Raw genomic sequence first — 17,840 nt, forward strand, 5'->3', positions numbered from 1 at the left:
CTCCATTTCTCTTCGAATTTGTGGTAAAATAGAGGCAAAAGTAAGACAAAGGATGAAGGCTATGAAATTACAAAAACCAAAAGGGACCCAGGATATCCTTCCTGGCGATTCAGCGAAATGGCAATATGTAGAAGGCTTTGCACGCAAGGTCTTTGCGCGATACAATTATGATGAAATCCGCACACCGATCTTCGAACATTATGAAGTCATCAGCCGTTCAGTAGGGGATACGACGGATATCGTTACCAAAGAAATGTATGACTTCTATGACAAGGGAGACCGTCATATCACGCTTCGTCCAGAAGGAACAGCTCCTGTTGTCCGCTCCTATGTTGAAAATAAACTCTTTGCGCCTGAGGTACAAAAACCAAGTAAGTTCTATTACATAGGCCCAATGTTCCGCTATGAGCGTCCTCAAGCAGGTCGTTTGCGTCAATTCCACCAAATTGGGGTAGAATGCTTTGGATCGAGCAATCCTGCAACGGATGTTGAAACCATTGCCATGGCAGCGCAATTCCTGAAAGAACTAGGGATTGATAATGTGACCTTGCACTTGAACACCTTGGGAAGCCCTGCTAGTCGTCAGGCTTATCGTCAAGCCTTGATTGATTACCTCTTGCCAATGAAGGATCAATTGTCTAAGGACAGCCAACGTCGCTTAGAAGAAAATCCGCTTCGTGTTTTGGATTCAAAAGAAAAAGAAGACAAGGCCGCGGTTGAACAGGCTCCTTCCATCCTAGACTATCTAGATGAAGAAAGCCAAGCGCATTTTGATGCGGTTCGTCGGATGTTAGAAGACTTGGGGGTAGCCTATGTCATCGATACCAATATGGTGCGTGGCTTGGATTACTACAACCACACGATTTTTGAGTTCATTACAGAAATTGAAGGCAATGAATTAACAGTCTGTGCAGGTGGTCGCTATGATGGTTTGGTTGAATACTTCGGTGGCCCTGCGACAGCTGGTTTCGGATTTGGTATCGGTGTGGAACGGATCCTTCTTGTCCTTGAAAAGAAAGGCATTGAATTGCCGATCGAAACAGGCCTAGATGCCTATATCGCTGTCCTAGGAGATGAAGTCAATGAAGCAGCGCTTAGCTTGGTTCAAGCCCTTCGAATCCAAGGTTTCAAGGCAGAACGTGATTACCTTGGACGCAAGCTCAAGGCACAATTTAAGTCAGCAGATGTCTTTGCGGCCAAAGCCTTGATTACCTTAGGAAGTAGTGAAGTTGAGAGTGGTCAAGTTACTGCGAAAAATAACCAAACTCGTCAAGAAGTAACGGTAGCTCTTGAAAAATTGAAGAAAGACTTCCCATCTGTTTTAGCAGAGTTGGGATTGGCTTGATCAAGTCTTGCAGACACCTGAAAAACAGATTCGCATGGGAGTAGGAGCAAAGTCGTTGCACCTGCTCTCTTTTATCTAGTTTCTGTTTGCCGACCTTTGCCAAGATTTGGCGAAAAGCTGTTAAATTTTCTGACATTTATGATATAATGAGAAGACTACTAGTAAAGGAATGAAACAGTCATGACATTAGTTTATCAATCAACACGAGATGAAAATAATACTGTAACAGCTAGTCAAGCCATCCTTCAAGGATTGGCGACAGATGGCGGTTTGTTTACTCCAGTCTCTTATCCTCAAGTAGAGCTGGATTTTGATACCCTCAAAGACGCTTCTTACCAAGAAGTGGCTAAGCTGGTTTTGTCAGCCTTTTTGGACGACTTTACAGCAGAGGAGTTGGACTACTGTATTTCTCATGCTTATGACAGCAAGTTTGATACCCCGGCTATTGCTCCTCTTGTCAAACTCGATGGACAATACAACTTGGAACTCTTCCACGGTTCCACCATTGCCTTTAAAGATATGGCTTTGTCGATCTTGCCTTACTTTATGACAACAGCAGCTAAAAAGCACGGTTTGGAAAATAAAATTGTCATCTTGACGGCGACTTCTGGAGATACAGGAAAAGCTGCTATGGCAGGTTTTGCCGATGTTCCAGGGACAGAGATCATTGTCTTTTATCCAAAAGATGGTGTCAGCAAGGTGCAAGAATTGCAAATGACGACTCAAACGGGGGACAATACCCATGTCATCGCCATCGATGGAAACTTTGACGATGCCCAAACCAATGTCAAACACATGTTCAATGATGTGGCGCTTCGTGAAAAATTAGCAGCCAACAAGATGCAATTCTCATCAGCCAACTCTATGAACATTGGTCGTTTGGTACCTCAGGTTGTCTACTACGTATACGCCTATGCGCAATTGGTGAAGACAGGCCAAATCACAGCGGGAGAAAAAGTTAACTTTACCGTCCCAACAGGAAACTTTGGAAATATCTTGGCAGCTTTCTATGCCAAACAAATCGGTCTTCCAGTTGGAAAATTGATCTGTGCGTCAAATGAAAACAATGTTTTGACAGACTTCTTCAAAACACATGTCTATGATAAGAAACGTGACTTCAAGGTGACCACCAGTCCATCGATGGATATCTTGGTCTCTTCAAACTTGGAACGCTTGATTTTCCACTTGGTAGGCAATGATGCCACAAAGACCAAAGAGTTGATGGAAAGCCTCGTTGCAACAGGTCAGTACCAATTGTCCAACTTTGATGCAGACATCTTAGATTTGTTTGCGGCTGCATACGCAGATGAAGCAGAAACGGCTGCAGAGATCAAGCGGGTCTATGAAGCGTCTGATTACATCGAAGACCCTCATACAGCCGTAGCATCAGCCGTTTATCAAAAATACCGGACCCAAACAGGGGATACTGCTAAAACAGTCATTTCCTCTACAGCAAGTCCTTATAAATTCCCAGTTGTGGCAGTAGAAGCGGTGACGGGCGAGACAGGTCTAGGAGATTTCGAAGCCTTGGCTAAATTACATACACTCTCAGGTGTTCCTGTGCCACCGGCTGTAGACGGCCTTGAAACTGCACCGGTTCGCCATCGTACAAGCGTGGCGACCAAAGACATGCAAGCGACCGTAGAAGACTACTTGGGACTTTAATTCTTCCTATTAGAAAGATCAAAAGAGCCGTTTGGCTCTTTTCTATACTCATGAATTCATACAAAAAAATCTTAAACATCGCCCTTCCTGCCATGGGTGAAAATTTCTTACAAATGCTGATGGGCATGGTGGACTCTTATTTAGTTGCTCACCTGGGTTTGATTGCCATTTCAGGTGTTTCCGTCGCAGGGAATATCATCACGATCTATCAAGCCATCTTTTTGGCACTGGGTGCGGCAGTTGCTAGCGTCATGTCCAAAAGCTTGGGCGAAAAAGATCAAGATAATATTGCCTACCATGCGACAGAGTCGCTGAAGGTGACCTTATTGTTGAGTGCTCTCTTAGGAGGGACTTCGCTGTTATTTGGACGCCAGATGATTTCGCTGTTGGGGACTGAAGCTGCAGTAGCTGAAAGTGGGGGGATTTACCTTTCCTTGGTCGGCGGGACCATTGTTCTCTTAGGATTGATGACGACCTTGGGCTCCTTGGTTCGGGTGGCCAACAATCCACGTCTTCCTATGTATGTGAGCCTGTTGACCAATCTATTAAACGCACTGTTCTCCTCTGTGGCCATTTTCCTTTTTGGCTGGGGCATTGTCGGAGCAGCTTTGGGGACTGTGCTAGCTCGTCTGGTTGGGGTTATCCTCTTGTGGCAAAAGGTCCAGTTACCCTTTGCTCCCCTTGGTTGGGGATTGGATCGTAAGCTCTTGAACTTAGCACTTCCAGCAGCCGGAGAGCGGCTGATGATGCGGGCTGGAGATGTGGTAATCATTGCGATCGTGGTTGCTTTTGGGACCGAGGCAGTCGCAGGAAATGCTATCGGAGAGACCTTGACCCAGTTTAACTACATGCCTGTGTTTGGTGTGGCCACAGCGACGGTCATGCTCGTAGCACGGAGCCTGGGTGAAGGTGATCTTGAGCAGATTGCCCGCCTTCGAAAGCAGTCTTACTGGTTGTCCTTCGTGTTAATGTTACCCATTGCCTTGGGAATCTTTTTTGGGGGCACTCTTCTGACCCATCTCTACACACAAGATACAAAAGCAGTAGAAGCTAGTTTATCGGTTGTCCTCTTTTCTTTGTTGGGAACGCCGTTTACAGCAGGAACGGTCATCTATACAGCTGTTTGGCAAGGCTTGGGAAATGGGAAACTTCCATTTTATGCAACGACGTTTGGTATGTGGGTCATTCGAATTGGAGCCGGTTATCTTCTTGGAGTAACCCTTGGCTTTGGCCTTCCAGGGGTTTGGACTGGGACGCTGCTGGACAATGGCTTTCGTTGGCTATTTTTGAGTCAGCTATATAGACGAAAAGTAGGAGAGAAAAAATGACAAAACGAGCCTTTATTTGGGATTTGGATGGGACCTTGCTGGATTCCTATGATGCTATTCTGGCAGGTCTTGAGGAGACCTATGCAACTTATCAGCTTCCCTTTGACCGAGCCAGCATTAAAGATTTCATCGTGAAGCATTCGGTTCAAGATCTTTTAGTAGCCGTGGCGGAGGAGTATCATCTGGATGTGACGGACTTGAATCATCGTCGAGCTGAAAGTCTAGCAGAGAAAAATGCCCAGGTCCTTCTGATGGATGGGGCGCGTGATGTCCTAGCCTGGGGACAAGAAGCTGGAATTGAGCAGTTTGTCTATACCCATAAGGGAGAGAATGCCTTTGTCATCCTGCGGGACTTGGGCTTGGAATCTTTTTTTACAGAGATTTTGACCAGTCAAAGTGGTTTTGCTCGCAAGCCTGACCCAGAAGCTGCCATGTATCTGATGGAGAAGTACGGGTTGGAGCCAGAAAAGACCTACTATATTGGGGATCGGAGCCTGGATATTGACTTTGCAAGAAATAGCCAGATTCAGAGTATCAATTTCTTGACGTCTGACTATGAAGGTAATCATCAGATGAACACCTTACTAGATATTCCAGGTATTTTAAACGCTGAAAAGAATCTGTAAAGAATTTGTTTTCATTTTGAAATAAAGTCGTAAGCTTTCTTTAAGAAATGTCCGCTATAATAAAAGCATAAACAAAGACCTCCTAACTTTGTTTAGAAAAATCCTAAAACTTTTCTTTTTCATAATAATCTCCCTAAGAGTCGCCAAATCAGGCGGCTTTTTTTGTGTGAAAGAATAGTGCAAGCTTTTTTTCTTGCCAGGATAGAAGAAAAAGTTTATAATTGACTTATCAATTATTGATTTATCAAAAATGATACGGAGAAGGAATATGGCAGAAATAAATGATTTGCTCTACCAACTACGTTTGGCAGATCAATCAACTACGCAACTTTTTGAAAAGCGCCTAGGGATTAGCTTAACACGTTATCAAATTCTGCAGGATTTATTAGAACAAGCACCTTGCAATCAGATCGCGGTTCAGGAGCGCTTGCGGATTGATCCAGCTGCTTTAACCCGGCATTTTAAAATTTTAGAAAAGGAAGGATTTGTCCATCGGAGTCGAAATCCAAAGAACCAGCGGGAAATCTTAATTCATTTGACGGATACGGCCTATAATCGTTTGGTCAAACATCCCCCTCGCCATCATGTGGCAGTGAAAGATCAGATGAATCGGATTTTGACCACTCAAGAACAAGAGCAATTTTCTTACCTGCTGGACAAATTAGTATCTGGCATTGAACAAATAACAGTTGAATAAAAAGGAGAATCTACGATGTCATTACTGACGATTATTTTAGCGAGTCTTGCTGCACTGGAGCATTTGTATATTTTTTATTTGGAGAGCATCAGAACCACATCTGATACCACAAGTCGGGTTTTCAACATGGATAAAGAAGAACTCGCTCGCCCATCTGTGACCTCTTTATTTAAGAATCAAGGGATATACAATGCCTTGATTGGTGTCTTTCTCTTGTATGGATTGTTTGTCTCTAAAAATAGTGAAGTTGTTACAATTTTTGTGCTCTTTATTATTGGAGCTGCGGCCTACGGTGCGATGACAGCCAATAAAAAGATTATCTTGACCCAAGGTGGTCCTGCAATTTTGGCTTTGTTGAGTATCTTATTTTTGGGATAAAAAGGACGGGCTGCTAGGGCTCTTTGAGCTGATTTTATTAAATTAGTGTAGGAAAAAGTATAAAAAAAGACTAAAATTTTTATTGACTTTCTAAGAAAAAGGGTTATAATGGTAGCAACAGAAAAGTAATGAGTCAGCTATTTTCAGGGAGCTTGTGGGAATTGTGAACAAGCAATAGCGACTGATGAAAATTGGACTGTTATGATCAATGAATTCTAACCCATGTGAATTCGGTTGGCACCCCTTACCGTGCAACTCCTTGATAGAGGAGATAGAGATGTAGGGAAAGACCAGCTATTTTTCCCTATAAAAGAGGTGGCACCGCGGACACTACGCCCTCACACAGTTTTTGTGTGAGGGCTTTTCTATGTGCCTTAGCGAGCGAAGCGAGCTTAGGCACATTGATCCCAAAGCTCAAACAGAGCGATGGGATAACCTTGATCGCCTTAGCAAGCCAAGGTGCGGTTGAATTTATTAGAATAAAAGAGTTGTAGAAGAGAGGTTTCTGATATGAAAAAAGTTTTATCTGCTGATGTGTTGAGTCCAATTTTGGCTTATATGCGTTTGGATGCGCCCCATAAAATGATCTTAGAGTCAATTCCTCGTGAAAAAGAGAATGCGCGTTTTTCAATTGTAGCCTATCGGCCAGTCAGTGAAGTCAAGTTTGAAAATGGCGTCCTCTATTACAATGATCAAATTGTTGAAGAGGATCCTTTAGACTTTTTGAACCGCATCACGGTCAAAACGAAAACTTCTGAAGAGCTTCCTTTTAACGGTGGGGCGATTGGATTTGTCGGCTATGACTTGATTGGCCTCTATGAGAACATTGGTTCCATTCCTGAAGATACGATTGGCACACCAGATCTTCACTTTTTCTTATATGAGAGCTATGTGATTTTTGATCACAAAAAGGAAAAGGTCTATGTGGTGGAAGAGAACCTCTATAGTGGACGGAGTGAAGCAGAGCAAGCGTCGAGCTTGGAGCAAGTATTAGCGCAATTGGCAAGACCCGCAAAAGAAGAGTTTCAGGACAAGGACCTGCATGCGCTTCATTTCCACAATCATTTGGAGCAAAAAGAGTTTGAGGAAATGGTAGCCCTAGCGCGGGACTATATTCGAAAAGGAGATATGTTCCAATGCGTGCTCAGTCAACGTTTTTCAGCTGATTTTTCAGGAAAACCATTGGATTATTACCGCAATTTGCGCGTGACCAACCCTTCGAATTATCTCTACTTTTATGATTTTGGGGAGTACCAAATTATCGGTGCTAGTCCAGAAAGTCTGGTGTCGGTCAAGGATCGAGTGGTGACGACCAATCCTATTGCTGGCACGCGTCCAAGAGGGATCGATGAAGAGAGTGATCGGCAATTGGCAGCTGATTTGGCAGGGGATCCAAAAGAAGTCGCAGAACACCGGATGTTGGTGGATCTAGGGCGAAACGATATTGGGCGTATCGCTCAAAATGGGTCAGTTGAAGTGACCAAATATATGGAAGTGGAATTCTTCCGTTATGTCATGCACCTGACCAGTGTGGTCAAGGGGCAATTGCTTCCTGGACTAGCCTCCATTGAGGCTCTGAAGGCAACTCTTCCAGCTGGGACCGTTTCGGGGGCTCCCAAAATTCGAGCCATGAAGCGAATCTATGAGGCAGAAAAAGAGAAACGAGGCGTCTATGCGGGTGCTATTGGCTATCTCTCTGTGACGGGGGATCTCGATTTTGCTATTGCGATTCGAACCATGATCCTCAAAAATAAGAAGGCTTATGTGCAGGCTGGAGCAGGAATCGTTTATGATTCGATCGCTGAAAATGAATACCAAGAAACCGTCAATAAGGCAAAATCGATGACAAGGATTGGAGAAGAAGGATGATTTTATTAGTAGATAATTACGATTCATTTACCTACAATTTGGCGCAGTATATCGGAAAATTTGATGAGGTCCAGGTGCTTCGAAATGATGATCCGGATTTGTACCAAGTTGCCCAAGAAGCAGATGCCTTGGTCTTTTCTCCAGGTCCAGGTTGGCCAAAGGATGCGGGCAAGATGGAGGAGATGATCCGAGATTTCGCAGGGGTCAAACCAATCTTGGGGATTTGCCTGGGACATCAAGCGATTGCGGAAGTTTTTGGAGGGCGCTTGGGATTGGCACCACAGGTCATGCATGGCAAACAAAGCCAGATACAGCTAGAAGCTCCCTCTCCTCTATACGCGGGTGTCGCAAAAGAAGTCCCAGTCATGCGTTACCATTCGCTGACGATTGAAGACATGCCAGAGGATTTTGTCATTACCTCTCGGACGACGGATGATCAAGCGATTATGGGAATTCAACACCGTAGCTTACCGATTTATGGTTTTCAATACCATCCAGAAAGTATCGGGACGCCAGATGGGCTCAAGACCATCGAAAATTTTGTCAAACTAGTCAAGGAGCGGAAGATGAAACAAGTGCTTGCAAAAGTAGCGGAAGGAATGGATCTAACCAGTGCAGAGTTAGAAGCAACCATGGAGGAAGTCGTTGCTGGTCGTGCTTCAGAAGCACAGGTGACGGCCCTTCTTCTAGGTCTCAAAATGAAGGGAGAAACGGTTGAAGAGCGGACGGCTATTGCAAAAGTGATGCAGGCCTATGCAGTCGCTATTCCTACAGAAGTTCAAGGAGCAATGGACAATTGTGGAACTGGGGGTGATCGTTCTTATAGTTTCAATATTTCAACAACAGCTGCCTTCGTTCTTGCTGGTGGTGGCATCAAGATGGCGAAACACGGAAATCGTTCGATCTCTTCTAAATCTGGTTCTGCGGATGTGCTAGAAGCTCTAGGGATTAACCTTGATTTGGGTCCAGAAGATTTGGGACGAGTGTTTGAAAAGGCGGGCATTGTCTTCCTATTTGCCAAAAATCTGCATCCTGGCATGCGCTATATTATGCCCGCTCGCTTGGCGCTAGGGGTTCCAACGGTGATGAACTTAACCGGTCCTCTTATCAATCCGATTCCTCTAGAAACCCAGCTATTGGGAACCAGTCGTCCAGATATGCTGGAAAGTACGGCGGAGATTCTAAAGAATTTGGGTCGGAAACGCGCAGTGGTGGTGAGTGGTCCACAAGGTTTAGACGAGGCAGGCCTTGATGGGGAAACTCAGCTCGCTATTCTGGAAAATGGACAGGTTACCTTATACAGCTTTCAACCAGAAAATATAGGAATGGAGCGCATTGAAATTGATCAAGTACGAGGTGGAGACGCCAAACGCAATGCGGAAATTTTGCTCAGCGTCTTGAAGAATGAAGCGAGTCCCTTCTTAGAGGTGACTGTTTTGAATGCTGGCCTTGGTTTTTATGCCAACGGCAAGGTAGATTCTATCAAGGAAGGGATTGCCTTGGCACGTGAAGTGATTGCCAGTGGGGCTGCCCTTGAGAAATTGAGATTATTACAGGAGTATCAAAAATGAGTCAAGAATTCTTGCCAAAGATTCTAAAGGAAAAGGCGCGTGAAGTGGCTGCGATGAAAGAAGAAGAACTTCAACCTTTGCGCGAGACCTACCGCCTGTATGATTACCTAAAGAGTCATCCAGAAAAGCTTCAGGTCATTGCGGAAGTGAAAAAGGCTAGCCCGAGTCTGGGAGATATTCATGTCGATGTGGATATCGTCGCACAGGCTAAGACTTACGAAGAAAATGGGGCCGTGATGATTTCTATCTTGACCGATGAAGTGTTTTTCAAGGGCAGTATCGAGTATCTCCGGGAAATATCTAGTCAAGTACGTATCCCCACCCTCAACAAAGATTTCATTGTAGATGAAAAGCAAATAATTCGGGCGCGAAACGCAGGGGCGACCGTGATCTTGTTGATAGTTGCAGCCTTATCAGAGGCTCGTCTGAAAGAACTCTTCGATTTTGCGACCCATCTTGGCCTGGAGGTCTTGGTGGAGACCCATAATCTGACAGAACTAGAGGTAGCTCACCGGATTGGGGCTCAGATCATAGGGGTCAATAATCGCAACTTGGTGACCTTTGAGACAGACCTCCATACTAGCCTTGAATTGGCGACAAGCTTTGAACAAGAACCGGTCTATATCTCTGAGTCTGCTATCTTCACAGCAGCAGACGCGCGCATGCTGGCTCCTGATTTTAATGGCATTCTCGTTGGAACAGCCCTCATGAAGGCAGACAATGTGGCTGAAAAAGTAAAGGAGTTGCAGATTGACAAAGGTTAAAATTTGCGGATTGTCCACTCCAGAAGCCGTGAAGACGGCTGTTGAAGCTGGTGCAGATTATATTGGTTTTGTTTTTGCACCAAGCAAACGGCAAGTCACGCTGGAGCAAGCTCGGCAGTTGGCTACAGGGATTCCAAAGGGGGTTCAAAAAGTCGGTGTTTTTGTATCACCACAAAGAGAAGAAGTGGAGCAAGCTTGCCAAGTTGTGGGCTTGGACCTGATACAAGTGCATGGGCCGATAGATGATAATATCTTGCAAGACCTTCCCCAACAAACGATTCGCGCTGTTCAAGTGGGAAAAGACGCGACTCTTCCTGAGACCAGTGCCGATTATCTGCTCTTTGATGCTCCTGTAGCAGGAAGTGGGCAGACTTTTAACTGGCAAGAACTCGAAAGTCAAAACGTTACAAAGCCCTTCTTTATTGCAGGAGGCTTGACGGAAGACAATGTAGCAGATGCCATTCGCTTCTTTCATCCTTATGCGGTGGATGTATCCAGTGGGGTCGAGACAAATGGAATAAAAGATCAAGAAAAGATAAAACGATTTATAGAAAGGGTCAAGCATGGCATATAAACAACCAGATCAAAACGGATTTTACGGGCGGTTCGGGGGACGATTTGTCCCTGAAACCTTGATGACAGCAGTTTTAGAATTAGAAGAAGCCTACAGAGAAAGTCAGGCAGATCCTTCTTTTCAAGCAGAATTGGATCAGCTTCTGAAACAATATGTCGGTCGGGAAACACCGCTCTATTACGCTAAAAATCTTACCAAGTATGTCGGTGGAGCCAAGATTTTTCTTAAAAGAGAAGACCTCAACCACACAGGGGCTCATAAAATTAATAATGCCCTAGGACAGGTTTTATTGGCACACCGGATGGGCAAAAAGAAGATCATCGCAGAAACAGGGGCTGGACAGCACGGTGTTGCAACGGCAACGGCTGCTGCTTTATTTGATATGGAATGTACCATCTACATGGGAGAAGAAGATGTCAAACGCCAAGCCCTCAATGTCTTTCGGATGGAATTGTTGGGCGCCAAGGTTCAATCAGTAACAGATGGGTCGCGTGTTCTCAAGGATGCGGTCAATGCTGCCCTCAGAGCCTGGGTAGCAAATGTGGAGGATACCCACTATATCATGGGTTCTGCTCTAGGACCTCATCCATTCCCAGAAATTGTCCGTGATTTTCAAAGTGTCATCGGCAGGGAAGCCAAACGCCAATTTGCAGAGCAAAATGATGGTGCGCTACCAGATGCAGTCTTAGCCTGTGTAGGAGGTGGATCGAACGCCATTGGGCTCTTCTATCCTTTTGTTGAGGATACCTCTGTTGCCATGTATGGGGCAGAAGCTGCTGGCCTTGGGGTAGATACAGACCAGCATGCAGCAACCTTGACCAAGGGGCGTCCGGGAGTCCTTCACGGCGCCTTGATGGATGTTTTACAGGATGCGCATGGACAGATTTTAGAAGCTTTCTCGATTTCAGCAGGTCTCGATTACCCAGGGATTGGGCCAGAGCATTCTTATTTCCATGAAATCAAGCGGGCGACCTATGTGCCTGTGACAGACCAAGAAGCACTAGAAGCTTTTCAATTGCTTTCAAAAGTAGAAGGAATCATTCCAGCTCTGGAATCGAGCCATGCTATCGCCTATGCGGTGAAATTGGCCAAGGAGATGGGGCCTGAAAAATCCATGATTGTTTGCTTATCAGGTCGTGGGGATAAAGATGTGGTACAAGTCAAAGACCGCCTAGAACAAGAGAGAGGAGAGTAAGATGGGAAAGACCTTAACAGAGCATTTACAAAAGCTGAAAGACCAGCAGCAAGGGATCTTTGTTCCTTATATCATGGCAGGAGATCATGAAAAAGGCCTGGCAGGTTTGCAGGAAACCATCCAATTTTTGGAGGAGCTTGGTGTCTCAGCTATTGAAGTAGGCATTCCTTTTTCAGATCCGGTGGCAGATGGCCCTGTGATTGAAGAGGCAGGATTACGCAGTTTAGCCCATGGGACAACGACAGAGGGTCTGGTGCAAACGATCCAGCACTTGGAGACAAGTGTTCCTTTGGTCATCATGACCTATTTCAACCCCTTGTTCCAATATGGGCTCGAAAACTTTTTTAGAGATGTAGAAGGAACAGCAGTCAAAGGAGTGATTATTCCGGACCTCCCCCATGAGCATGCGAATTTGGTAGAGCCTCTATTAGTGGATAAAGACATCGCTTTGGTGCCGCTAGTGAGCCTAACCACAGGAATCGAGCGCCAGAAGAAATTGATCCATGATGCAGAAGGATTTATCTATGCCGTTGCTGTCAATGGGGTGACGGGGAAAGCTGGTAGCTATCGAGATGATTTGGATCACCACTTGGCCCAATTACACGAAATAGCGTCCATTCCTGTTTTAACAGGTTTTGGAGTTTCCAGCATGGAGGACGTTCACCGTTTCAACAAGGTCTCAGATGGGGTTATTGTGGGGTCCAAAATTGTTAAAGCTCTCCACCAAGGGGAGACAGACGCCATCGCTCGTTTTATTTCTCAAGCAGTGAAGGGCTAGAAGCTTCATTTCATTCATCATCAGCTTGATTCTCCTAGATCAAGCTCTTTGTCTACTAATTTAAACATTCCCCTCGTTTGTCTTTACAAACGAGGCTTTCTCGTTACAATAGAGGTAGTAACAAGAAAAGAGGAGAAGAGAATGATAAGCCTTGAAGAGATTGATCAAGTTGTCCAGTCAGGTCCTTTTGAACCAACCTGGGACTCTCTTAGCCATCAAGTCTGTCCAGATTGGTATCGAGATGCCAAATTTGGAATATTTATCCACTGGGGGGTCTACAGTGTACCTGCCTTTGGTTCGGAATGGTATTCGCGAAATATGTATATCCAAGGGAATCCTTGCTATGACTATCATCGAGAGCATTTTGGAGACCAGGCTAGCTTTGGTTACAAGGATCTCATTCCTCTATTTACAGCCGATCGTTTTGATCCGGCATCTTGGCTAGATCTCTTTCAAAAAGCGGGAGCTCAGTATCTTTTCCCAGTTGCGGAGCACCACGATGGCTTTCAGATGTATGCCTCTACTCTCTCGTCTTATAATAGCTTAGAAATGGGGCCGAGACGAGATGTCTTAGGGGAGTTGAGGGAGGAAGCAGAAAAACGTGGCCTGCACTTCTGTACGTCCTCTCACCGGGCAGAACACCAGTTTTTCTTTTCACATGGCAAGGAATTCACTAGTGACATTCCGCAAGAAGTCCCAAGAGACAGCCTTTATTGGCCAGCCAAGCCAGAGCCCAAGGATCATTTTGATCTGACTTCCAAGCCTTATCCAAGCAAAGAATTCTTGGAAGATTGGCTTTTGCGAACCTGTGAACTGGTGCGGGACTACCAGCCAGAGCTCCTTTATTTTGACTGGTGGATCCAGCATGAGAGTTTCCGTCCCTACTTGATGCGCTTTTTGGCTTATTATTACAATCTAGCAGCACAAGAGGATCGCAAGGTGGCTGTTTGTTACAAACAGGATGCCCTCCCTTTCGGTTCAGGAATCGTCGAGATGGAGCGGGGAGAATACGGAGAGACGCAAGCCTTTCCGTGGCAAATGGATACCGCGATCGCCCGTAATTCTTGGTGCTATACCCAGGATCTAGCCTACAAGACCAGTAAGGAATTGCTACAAAATTTAGTCGATGTTGTGGCCAAAAATGGCAATCTTCTGCTCAATATTGGACCCAAGGCAGATGGCACTATCCCTGAGCAAGACCAAGACATCCTCACAGAGATCGGGGACTGGCTGGCGGTAAATGGAGAAGCCATTTATCAGAGTCGGCCTTGGCGGGTGTCATCGGACGGACCGACCGAGGCCCAGGAAGGTTCCTTCTCAGACGGGCAAGCGCCACTCTATACCAGCCAAGATTTCCGCTATACCATGCGTGAAGGCCTGCTTTATGCTATCCAGCTGGAACCAAGTGGAAGGACAGAAGAGCTGACCTTGCCGTCTCTCGCCTATGATCTCAAGCAACCGAGAATCCTTCATGCGAGCATTCAAAAGGTGGAACTCCTTGGAGAAAGTCAGCCCCTTTCTTGGAGCCAAGATGAGACAGGGCTCCATCTTCAGTTACCAGCTTGTAGTAGAAAACAACCGCGTGTTTTGCGTCTCAGCTTTTAGTTTTCTTGAAGCTTTCTATAAGGAATCGTTTAGATTTCTCTTGTATACTGTACTCATCCAATAAGAAATGAGGTACAGAAAATGAAAATCTCAGTCAATTATCCAAAACGCTTTAAGAAATTGCCACAACAAGGTTCTTGTTACGGCGAATAAACACTTCTCTTCATTTTTCATAAGAAACTCCTAAAGAAGGCTCTACCCGAAAGGGTAGAGTTTTTATGTACCAGAGACCTTGTGATTCGTGGTATAATAGGCCTATGGAAAAAAAGAATAAATTACTACTCATCGACGGGTCTTCCGTCGCTTTTCGTGCCTTTTTCGCACTCTATCATCAAATTGATCGCTTCAAAAATGCCAATGGTTTGCATACCAATGCGGTCTATGGCTTTAACCTCATGTTGAGTCATCTCTTGGAGCGCATCCAACCGACCCATGTCCTCGTTGCTTTTGATGCAGGAAAGACGACTTTTCGGACGGAGATGTATGCTGACTACAAAGGGGGCCGTGCAAAAACTCCAGATGAGTTCCGTGAGCAGTTTCCTTTCATTCGTGAACAACTGGATCATTTGGGAATCCGCCATTATGAGCTGGCCCAGTATGAAGCGGATGATATTATTGGAACACTAGATAAGATGGCAGAAACTACTCCGGTGCCATTTGATGTGACTATTGTCTCTGGGGATAAGGATTTGATCCAGCTGACAGATGACAATACGGTGGTTGAAATCTCTAAAAAAGGGGTAGCGGAGTTTGAGGAATTCACTCCAGCCTATCTCAAAGAAAAGATGGGGCTGACACCCGAGCAATTTATCGACCTCAAGGCCTTGATGGGAGATAAATCGGATAATATCCCAGGTGTTACTAAGATCGGAGAAAAGACCGGGATCAAACTACTCATAGAGTACGGTTCTCTCGATGGCATTTACGAGCATATCGACGAGATGAAGGCTTCTAAGATGAAGGAAAACCTCATCAACGACAAGGAGCAGGCCTATCTGTCTAAGACTCTCGCAACCATCGATACCAATGCGCCCATTGAGATTGGGCTTGACGATATCACCTATTCGGGTCCTCATCTAGAAAATCTCGCCAAGTTTTATGAGGAGATGGGCTTTAAGCAACTCCGTCAGGCCTTGGATCTCAGTGGAGAAGAAGCAGCTCCTGTAGCCATTGACTATACAGAAGTCGAGCAAGTTACTTCAGATATGCTTACGGAAGATAGTTTCTTCCATTTTGAGATTTTTGGGGACAATTACCATACGGAACCCATCATCGGTTTCGCATGGGGGACCAAAGGTCAGCTCTACGCGAGTACAGATACTGATCTTTTACAAACACCGATTTTCAAAGAATTTCTCGAAAAAACGCCCCTCAAGGTCTATGACTTCAAACGGGCCAAGGTCTTGCTCAGCCACTTGGGCATTACCCTTCAAAATCCCGCGTTTGACAGTCGATTGGCCAAGTATCTCTTGTCGACCGTAGAGGACAATGAGATTTCAACCATTGCGAGTCTCTATAGTCAGATTGCGCTGCCGCTGGACGAAGTCGTTTATGGCAAGGGAGTCAAAAAAGCTATCCCAGAGAAGGCGGTCCTATTAGAGCATTTGGCACGGAAAGTCGCTGTTCTACTGGATACCGAAGAGCCTATGATGGAGCAGTTGCAAGCCCATGACCAGCTAGATTTGCTCTATGATATGGAGCAACCACTAGCAGCTGTTTTGGCCAAGATGGAAATCGCGGGGATCAAGGTAGAGCGCCAGACCCTAGAAGACATGCAGGTGGAAAACGAAGTGGTCTTGGAGCGCTTGACCCAAGAAATCTACGAGCTTGCAGGAGAAGAGTTCAACATCAATTCTCCAAAACAATTGGGCGTCATCCTCTTTGAAAAATTGGAACTCCCTCTTGAATATACTAAGAAGACCAAAACCGGCTATTCAACAGCTGTTGATGTCTTGGAACGCCTGGCTCCAATTGAACCAATCGTGTCTAAGATTCTTGAATACCGCCAAATTGCTAAGATCCAGTCAACCTATGTCATCGGTCTTCAAGATTGGATTTTGGAAGATGGGAAGATCCATACCCGTTATGTACAGGATTTGACGCAGACAGGCCGCTTGTCCAGCGTGGATCCCAACCTGCAAAACATTCCTGTCCGTTTGGAACAAGGTCGTCTCATCCGCAAGGCCTTTGTCCCAGAAGAGGACAACAGTGTCTTGTTGAGTTCGGACTATTCACAGATCGAACTGCGCGTCTTGGCCCATATTTCAGGAGATGAGCATTTGATTGATGCCTTTAAGCATGGGGCAGATATCCATACATCGACTGCTATGCGCGTCTTCAACATTGAAAAACCAGAAGATGTGACGCCGAATGACCGGCGAAATGCCAAAGCAGTAAACTTCGGTGTGGTTTATGGAATTTCCGACTTTGGCCTGTCTAACAACCTGGGGATCAGTCGAAAAGAAGCCAAGGCCTACATTGAGACCTATTTCGAACGCTACCCTGGCATCAAGGACTATATGGAGAGAGTGGTACGGGAAGCGCGTGACAAAGGCTATGTAGAAACCCTCTTCAAGCGTCGTCGGGAGATTCCAGATATCAATTCTCGCAACTTCAATGTTCGAGGCTTTGCGGAGCGGACAGCTATCAACTCACCCATCCAAGGATCGGCAGCAGATATCTTGAAAATTGCCATGATCCACTTGGACCAAGCGCTAGAAAGAGGAGCATACAAGACCAAGATGCTTCTTCAGGTGCACGATGAAATCGTTCTGCAGGTACCAAGTGATGAACTGGCAGCGATCAAAGAACTCGTCAAAGAGACCATGGAATCCGCTATCGAACTTGCGGTACCACTGGAAGCCGATGAAAATGAAGGCAAAACATGGTATGAAGCCAAATAAAATGGACGTCATACAAGCACGTCCAGTACCATATAAATTCTTAAGACAAGAAACACAAAAGGAGATTCTTATGGCTTATTCATTTCGCAATCCTAGTGATGGCATTATCAAACATTACCTAGAAACGAGCAAGATCATCGCTGTAGTTGGATTATCTGATCGTGAAGATACGACCAGTCATCGTGTCAGCAAGGAGATGCAAGAACGGGGCTATCGGATTATTCCCGTTAATCCTCGTGCAGCTGGTGGCCAGATCCTTGGAGAAACGGTGTACGCTAGCTTACAGGAGATCCCATTCCCAGTAGATATCGTTGATGTATATCGTCGCAGTGAGTTTTTACCAGATGTGGCACGTGATTTTATTGAGACGGATGCGAAAATTTTCTGGGCACAATTGGAGCTGGAAAATCAAGAAGCAGAAGAAATCCTTCGTGGAGCTGGACGAGAAGATATCGTCATGAACCGCTGTATCAAACGGGAACACACCCGACTGATCTTAGGAGATTCCCTGTACGGTTTATAAATGATAAACAATTGACATA

General features: G+C 45.4%; 15 protein-coding genes and 1 pseudogene. All 16 read left to right on the forward strand.

The annotated features are described in order from the left end of the window. Positions 1 to 61: 61 nt before the first annotated feature. The 16 genes and pseudogenes from hisS to AB4X21_RS00735 all read left to right on the forward strand — a co-directional run bounded on the left by hisS (position 62) and on the right by AB4X21_RS00735 (position 17,821). Positions 62 to 1,345: a histidine--tRNA ligase gene (gene hisS / locus AB4X21_RS00660; protein WP_320911016.1), complete on the forward strand. Its 1,284-nt coding sequence runs from the start codon at positions 62 to 64 to the stop codon at positions 1,343 to 1,345. 180 nt (positions 1,346 to 1,525) lie between these two features. Continuing rightward, on the forward strand, positions 1,526 to 3,010 hold the full coding sequence (gene thrC / locus AB4X21_RS00665) for a threonine synthase (RefSeq protein ID WP_369087995.1): 1,485 nt from the start codon (positions 1,526 to 1,528) through the stop codon (positions 3,008 to 3,010). A gap of 50 nt (positions 3,011 to 3,060) precedes the next feature. Continuing rightward, positions 3,061 to 4,338 (forward strand): MATE family efflux transporter, encoded by a 1,278-nt coding sequence (locus tag AB4X21_RS00670; RefSeq protein ID WP_369087996.1) that lies wholly within the window; start codon positions 3,061 to 3,063, stop codon positions 4,336 to 4,338. Next, positions 4,335 to 4,964, forward strand: a complete 630-nt coding sequence (locus AB4X21_RS00675) for an HAD-IA family hydrolase (RefSeq protein WP_369087997.1) — start codon at positions 4,335 to 4,337, stop codon at positions 4,962 to 4,964. Before AB4X21_RS00670 ends, AB4X21_RS00675 begins: the two co-directional genes overlap by 4 nt. A gap of 268 nt (positions 4,965 to 5,232) precedes the next feature. Continuing rightward, positions 5,233 to 5,661 (forward strand): MarR family winged helix-turn-helix transcriptional regulator, encoded by a 429-nt coding sequence (locus AB4X21_RS00680; RefSeq protein WP_369087998.1) that lies wholly within the window; start codon positions 5,233 to 5,235, stop codon positions 5,659 to 5,661. Between the two features lie 15 nt (positions 5,662 to 5,676). After that, positions 5,677 to 6,039 (forward strand): DUF1304 domain-containing protein, encoded by a 363-nt coding sequence (locus tag AB4X21_RS00685; RefSeq protein ID WP_023920162.1) that lies wholly within the window; start codon positions 5,677 to 5,679, stop codon positions 6,037 to 6,039. Between the two features lie 510 nt (positions 6,040 to 6,549). Further along, the gene (trpE, locus tag AB4X21_RS00690) at positions 6,550 to 7,908 is read left to right on the forward strand and encodes an anthranilate synthase component I (protein ID WP_369087999.1); all 1,359 of its coding nucleotides are present in this window, start codon (positions 6,550 to 6,552) and stop codon (positions 7,906 to 7,908) included. Then, positions 7,905 to 8,465: pseudogene (locus AB4X21_RS00695) on the forward strand (aminodeoxychorismate/anthranilate synthase component II); the annotation flags it as partial. The gene trpE and the pseudogene AB4X21_RS00695, both read left to right, overlap by 4 nt. A gap of 9 nt (positions 8,466 to 8,474) precedes the next feature. Then, positions 8,475 to 9,479, forward strand: a complete 1,005-nt coding sequence (trpD, locus tag AB4X21_RS00700) for an anthranilate phosphoribosyltransferase (protein ID WP_369088352.1) — start codon at positions 8,475 to 8,477, stop codon at positions 9,477 to 9,479. Next, positions 9,476 to 10,243, forward strand: coding sequence for an indole-3-glycerol phosphate synthase TrpC (gene trpC / locus AB4X21_RS00705; protein ID WP_369088000.1), 768 nt, complete (start codon positions 9,476 to 9,478; stop codon positions 10,241 to 10,243). The genes trpD and trpC overlap by 4 nt, the downstream gene beginning before the upstream one ends. Then, positions 10,230 to 10,817: a phosphoribosylanthranilate isomerase gene (locus AB4X21_RS00710; RefSeq protein ID WP_369088001.1), complete on the forward strand. Its 588-nt coding sequence runs from the start codon at positions 10,230 to 10,232 to the stop codon at positions 10,815 to 10,817. Before trpC ends, AB4X21_RS00710 begins: the two co-directional genes overlap by 14 nt. Further along, positions 10,807 to 12,012: a tryptophan synthase subunit beta gene (gene trpB / locus AB4X21_RS00715; protein ID WP_049515058.1), complete on the forward strand. Its 1,206-nt coding sequence runs from the start codon at positions 10,807 to 10,809 to the stop codon at positions 12,010 to 12,012. The genes AB4X21_RS00710 and trpB overlap by 11 nt, the downstream gene beginning before the upstream one ends. A gap of 1 nt (position 12,013) precedes the next feature. Beyond that, positions 12,014 to 12,790, forward strand: a complete 777-nt coding sequence (trpA, locus tag AB4X21_RS00720; protein WP_320911008.1) for a tryptophan synthase subunit alpha — start codon at positions 12,014 to 12,016, stop codon at positions 12,788 to 12,790. Between the two features lie 141 nt (positions 12,791 to 12,931). Further along, positions 12,932 to 14,395: an alpha-L-fucosidase gene (locus AB4X21_RS00725; protein WP_369088002.1), complete on the forward strand. Its 1,464-nt coding sequence runs from the start codon at positions 12,932 to 12,934 to the stop codon at positions 14,393 to 14,395. Positions 14,396 to 14,652: 257 nt separating this feature from the next. Beyond that, entirely contained in the window at positions 14,653 to 17,298 is a 2,646-nt protein-coding gene (gene polA / locus AB4X21_RS00730) for a DNA polymerase I (protein ID WP_369088003.1), read from the forward strand. Between the two features lie 70 nt (positions 17,299 to 17,368). Continuing rightward, the gene (locus AB4X21_RS00735) at positions 17,369 to 17,821 is read left to right on the forward strand and encodes a CoA-binding protein (RefSeq protein WP_021154247.1); all 453 of its coding nucleotides are present in this window, start codon (positions 17,369 to 17,371) and stop codon (positions 17,819 to 17,821) included. Positions 17,822 to 17,840 lie beyond the last annotated feature (19 nt).

This window comes from Streptococcus sp. CP1998 (assembly GCF_041026655.1).
In the GTDB taxonomy this organism is placed as follows: domain Bacteria; phylum Bacillota; class Bacilli; order Lactobacillales; family Streptococcaceae; genus Streptococcus; species Streptococcus dentalis.

Excerpts from the sequence above, each read along its gene's own strand:
- trpE (WP_369087999.1), top strand. The coding sequence starts at position 6,550 with ATGAAAAAAGTTTTATCTGCTGATGTGTTGAGTCCAATTTTGGCTTAT.
- trpC (WP_369088000.1), top strand. The coding sequence starts at position 9,476 with ATGAGTCAAGAATTCTTGCCAAAGATTCTAAAGGAAAAGGCGCGTGAA.
- trpD (WP_369088352.1), top strand. The coding sequence starts at position 8,475 with ATGAAACAAGTGCTTGCAAAAGTAGCGGAAGGAATGGATCTAACCAGT.
- AB4X21_RS00675 (WP_369087997.1), top strand. The coding sequence starts at position 4,335 with ATGACAAAACGAGCCTTTATTTGGGATTTGGATGGGACCTTGCTGGAT.
- AB4X21_RS00735 (WP_021154247.1), top strand. The coding sequence starts at position 17,369 with ATGGCTTATTCATTTCGCAATCCTAGTGATGGCATTATCAAACATTAC.
- AB4X21_RS00725 (WP_369088002.1), top strand. The coding sequence starts at position 12,932 with ATGATAAGCCTTGAAGAGATTGATCAAGTTGTCCAGTCAGGTCCTTTT.
- hisS (WP_320911016.1), top strand. The coding sequence starts at position 62 with ATGAAATTACAAAAACCAAAAGGGACCCAGGATATCCTTCCTGGCGAT.
- polA (WP_369088003.1), top strand. The coding sequence starts at position 14,653 with ATGGAAAAAAAGAATAAATTACTACTCATCGACGGGTCTTCCGTCGCT.
- trpB (WP_049515058.1), top strand. The coding sequence starts at position 10,807 with ATGGCATATAAACAACCAGATCAAAACGGATTTTACGGGCGGTTCGGG.
- AB4X21_RS00680 (WP_369087998.1), top strand. The coding sequence starts at position 5,233 with ATGGCAGAAATAAATGATTTGCTCTACCAACTACGTTTGGCAGATCAA.
- trpA (WP_320911008.1), top strand. The coding sequence starts at position 12,014 with ATGGGAAAGACCTTAACAGAGCATTTACAAAAGCTGAAAGACCAGCAG.
- AB4X21_RS00670 (WP_369087996.1), top strand. The coding sequence starts at position 3,061 with ATGAATTCATACAAAAAAATCTTAAACATCGCCCTTCCTGCCATGGGT.
- thrC (WP_369087995.1), top strand. The coding sequence starts at position 1,526 with ATGACATTAGTTTATCAATCAACACGAGATGAAAATAATACTGTAACA.
- AB4X21_RS00685 (WP_023920162.1), top strand. The coding sequence starts at position 5,677 with ATGTCATTACTGACGATTATTTTAGCGAGTCTTGCTGCACTGGAGCAT.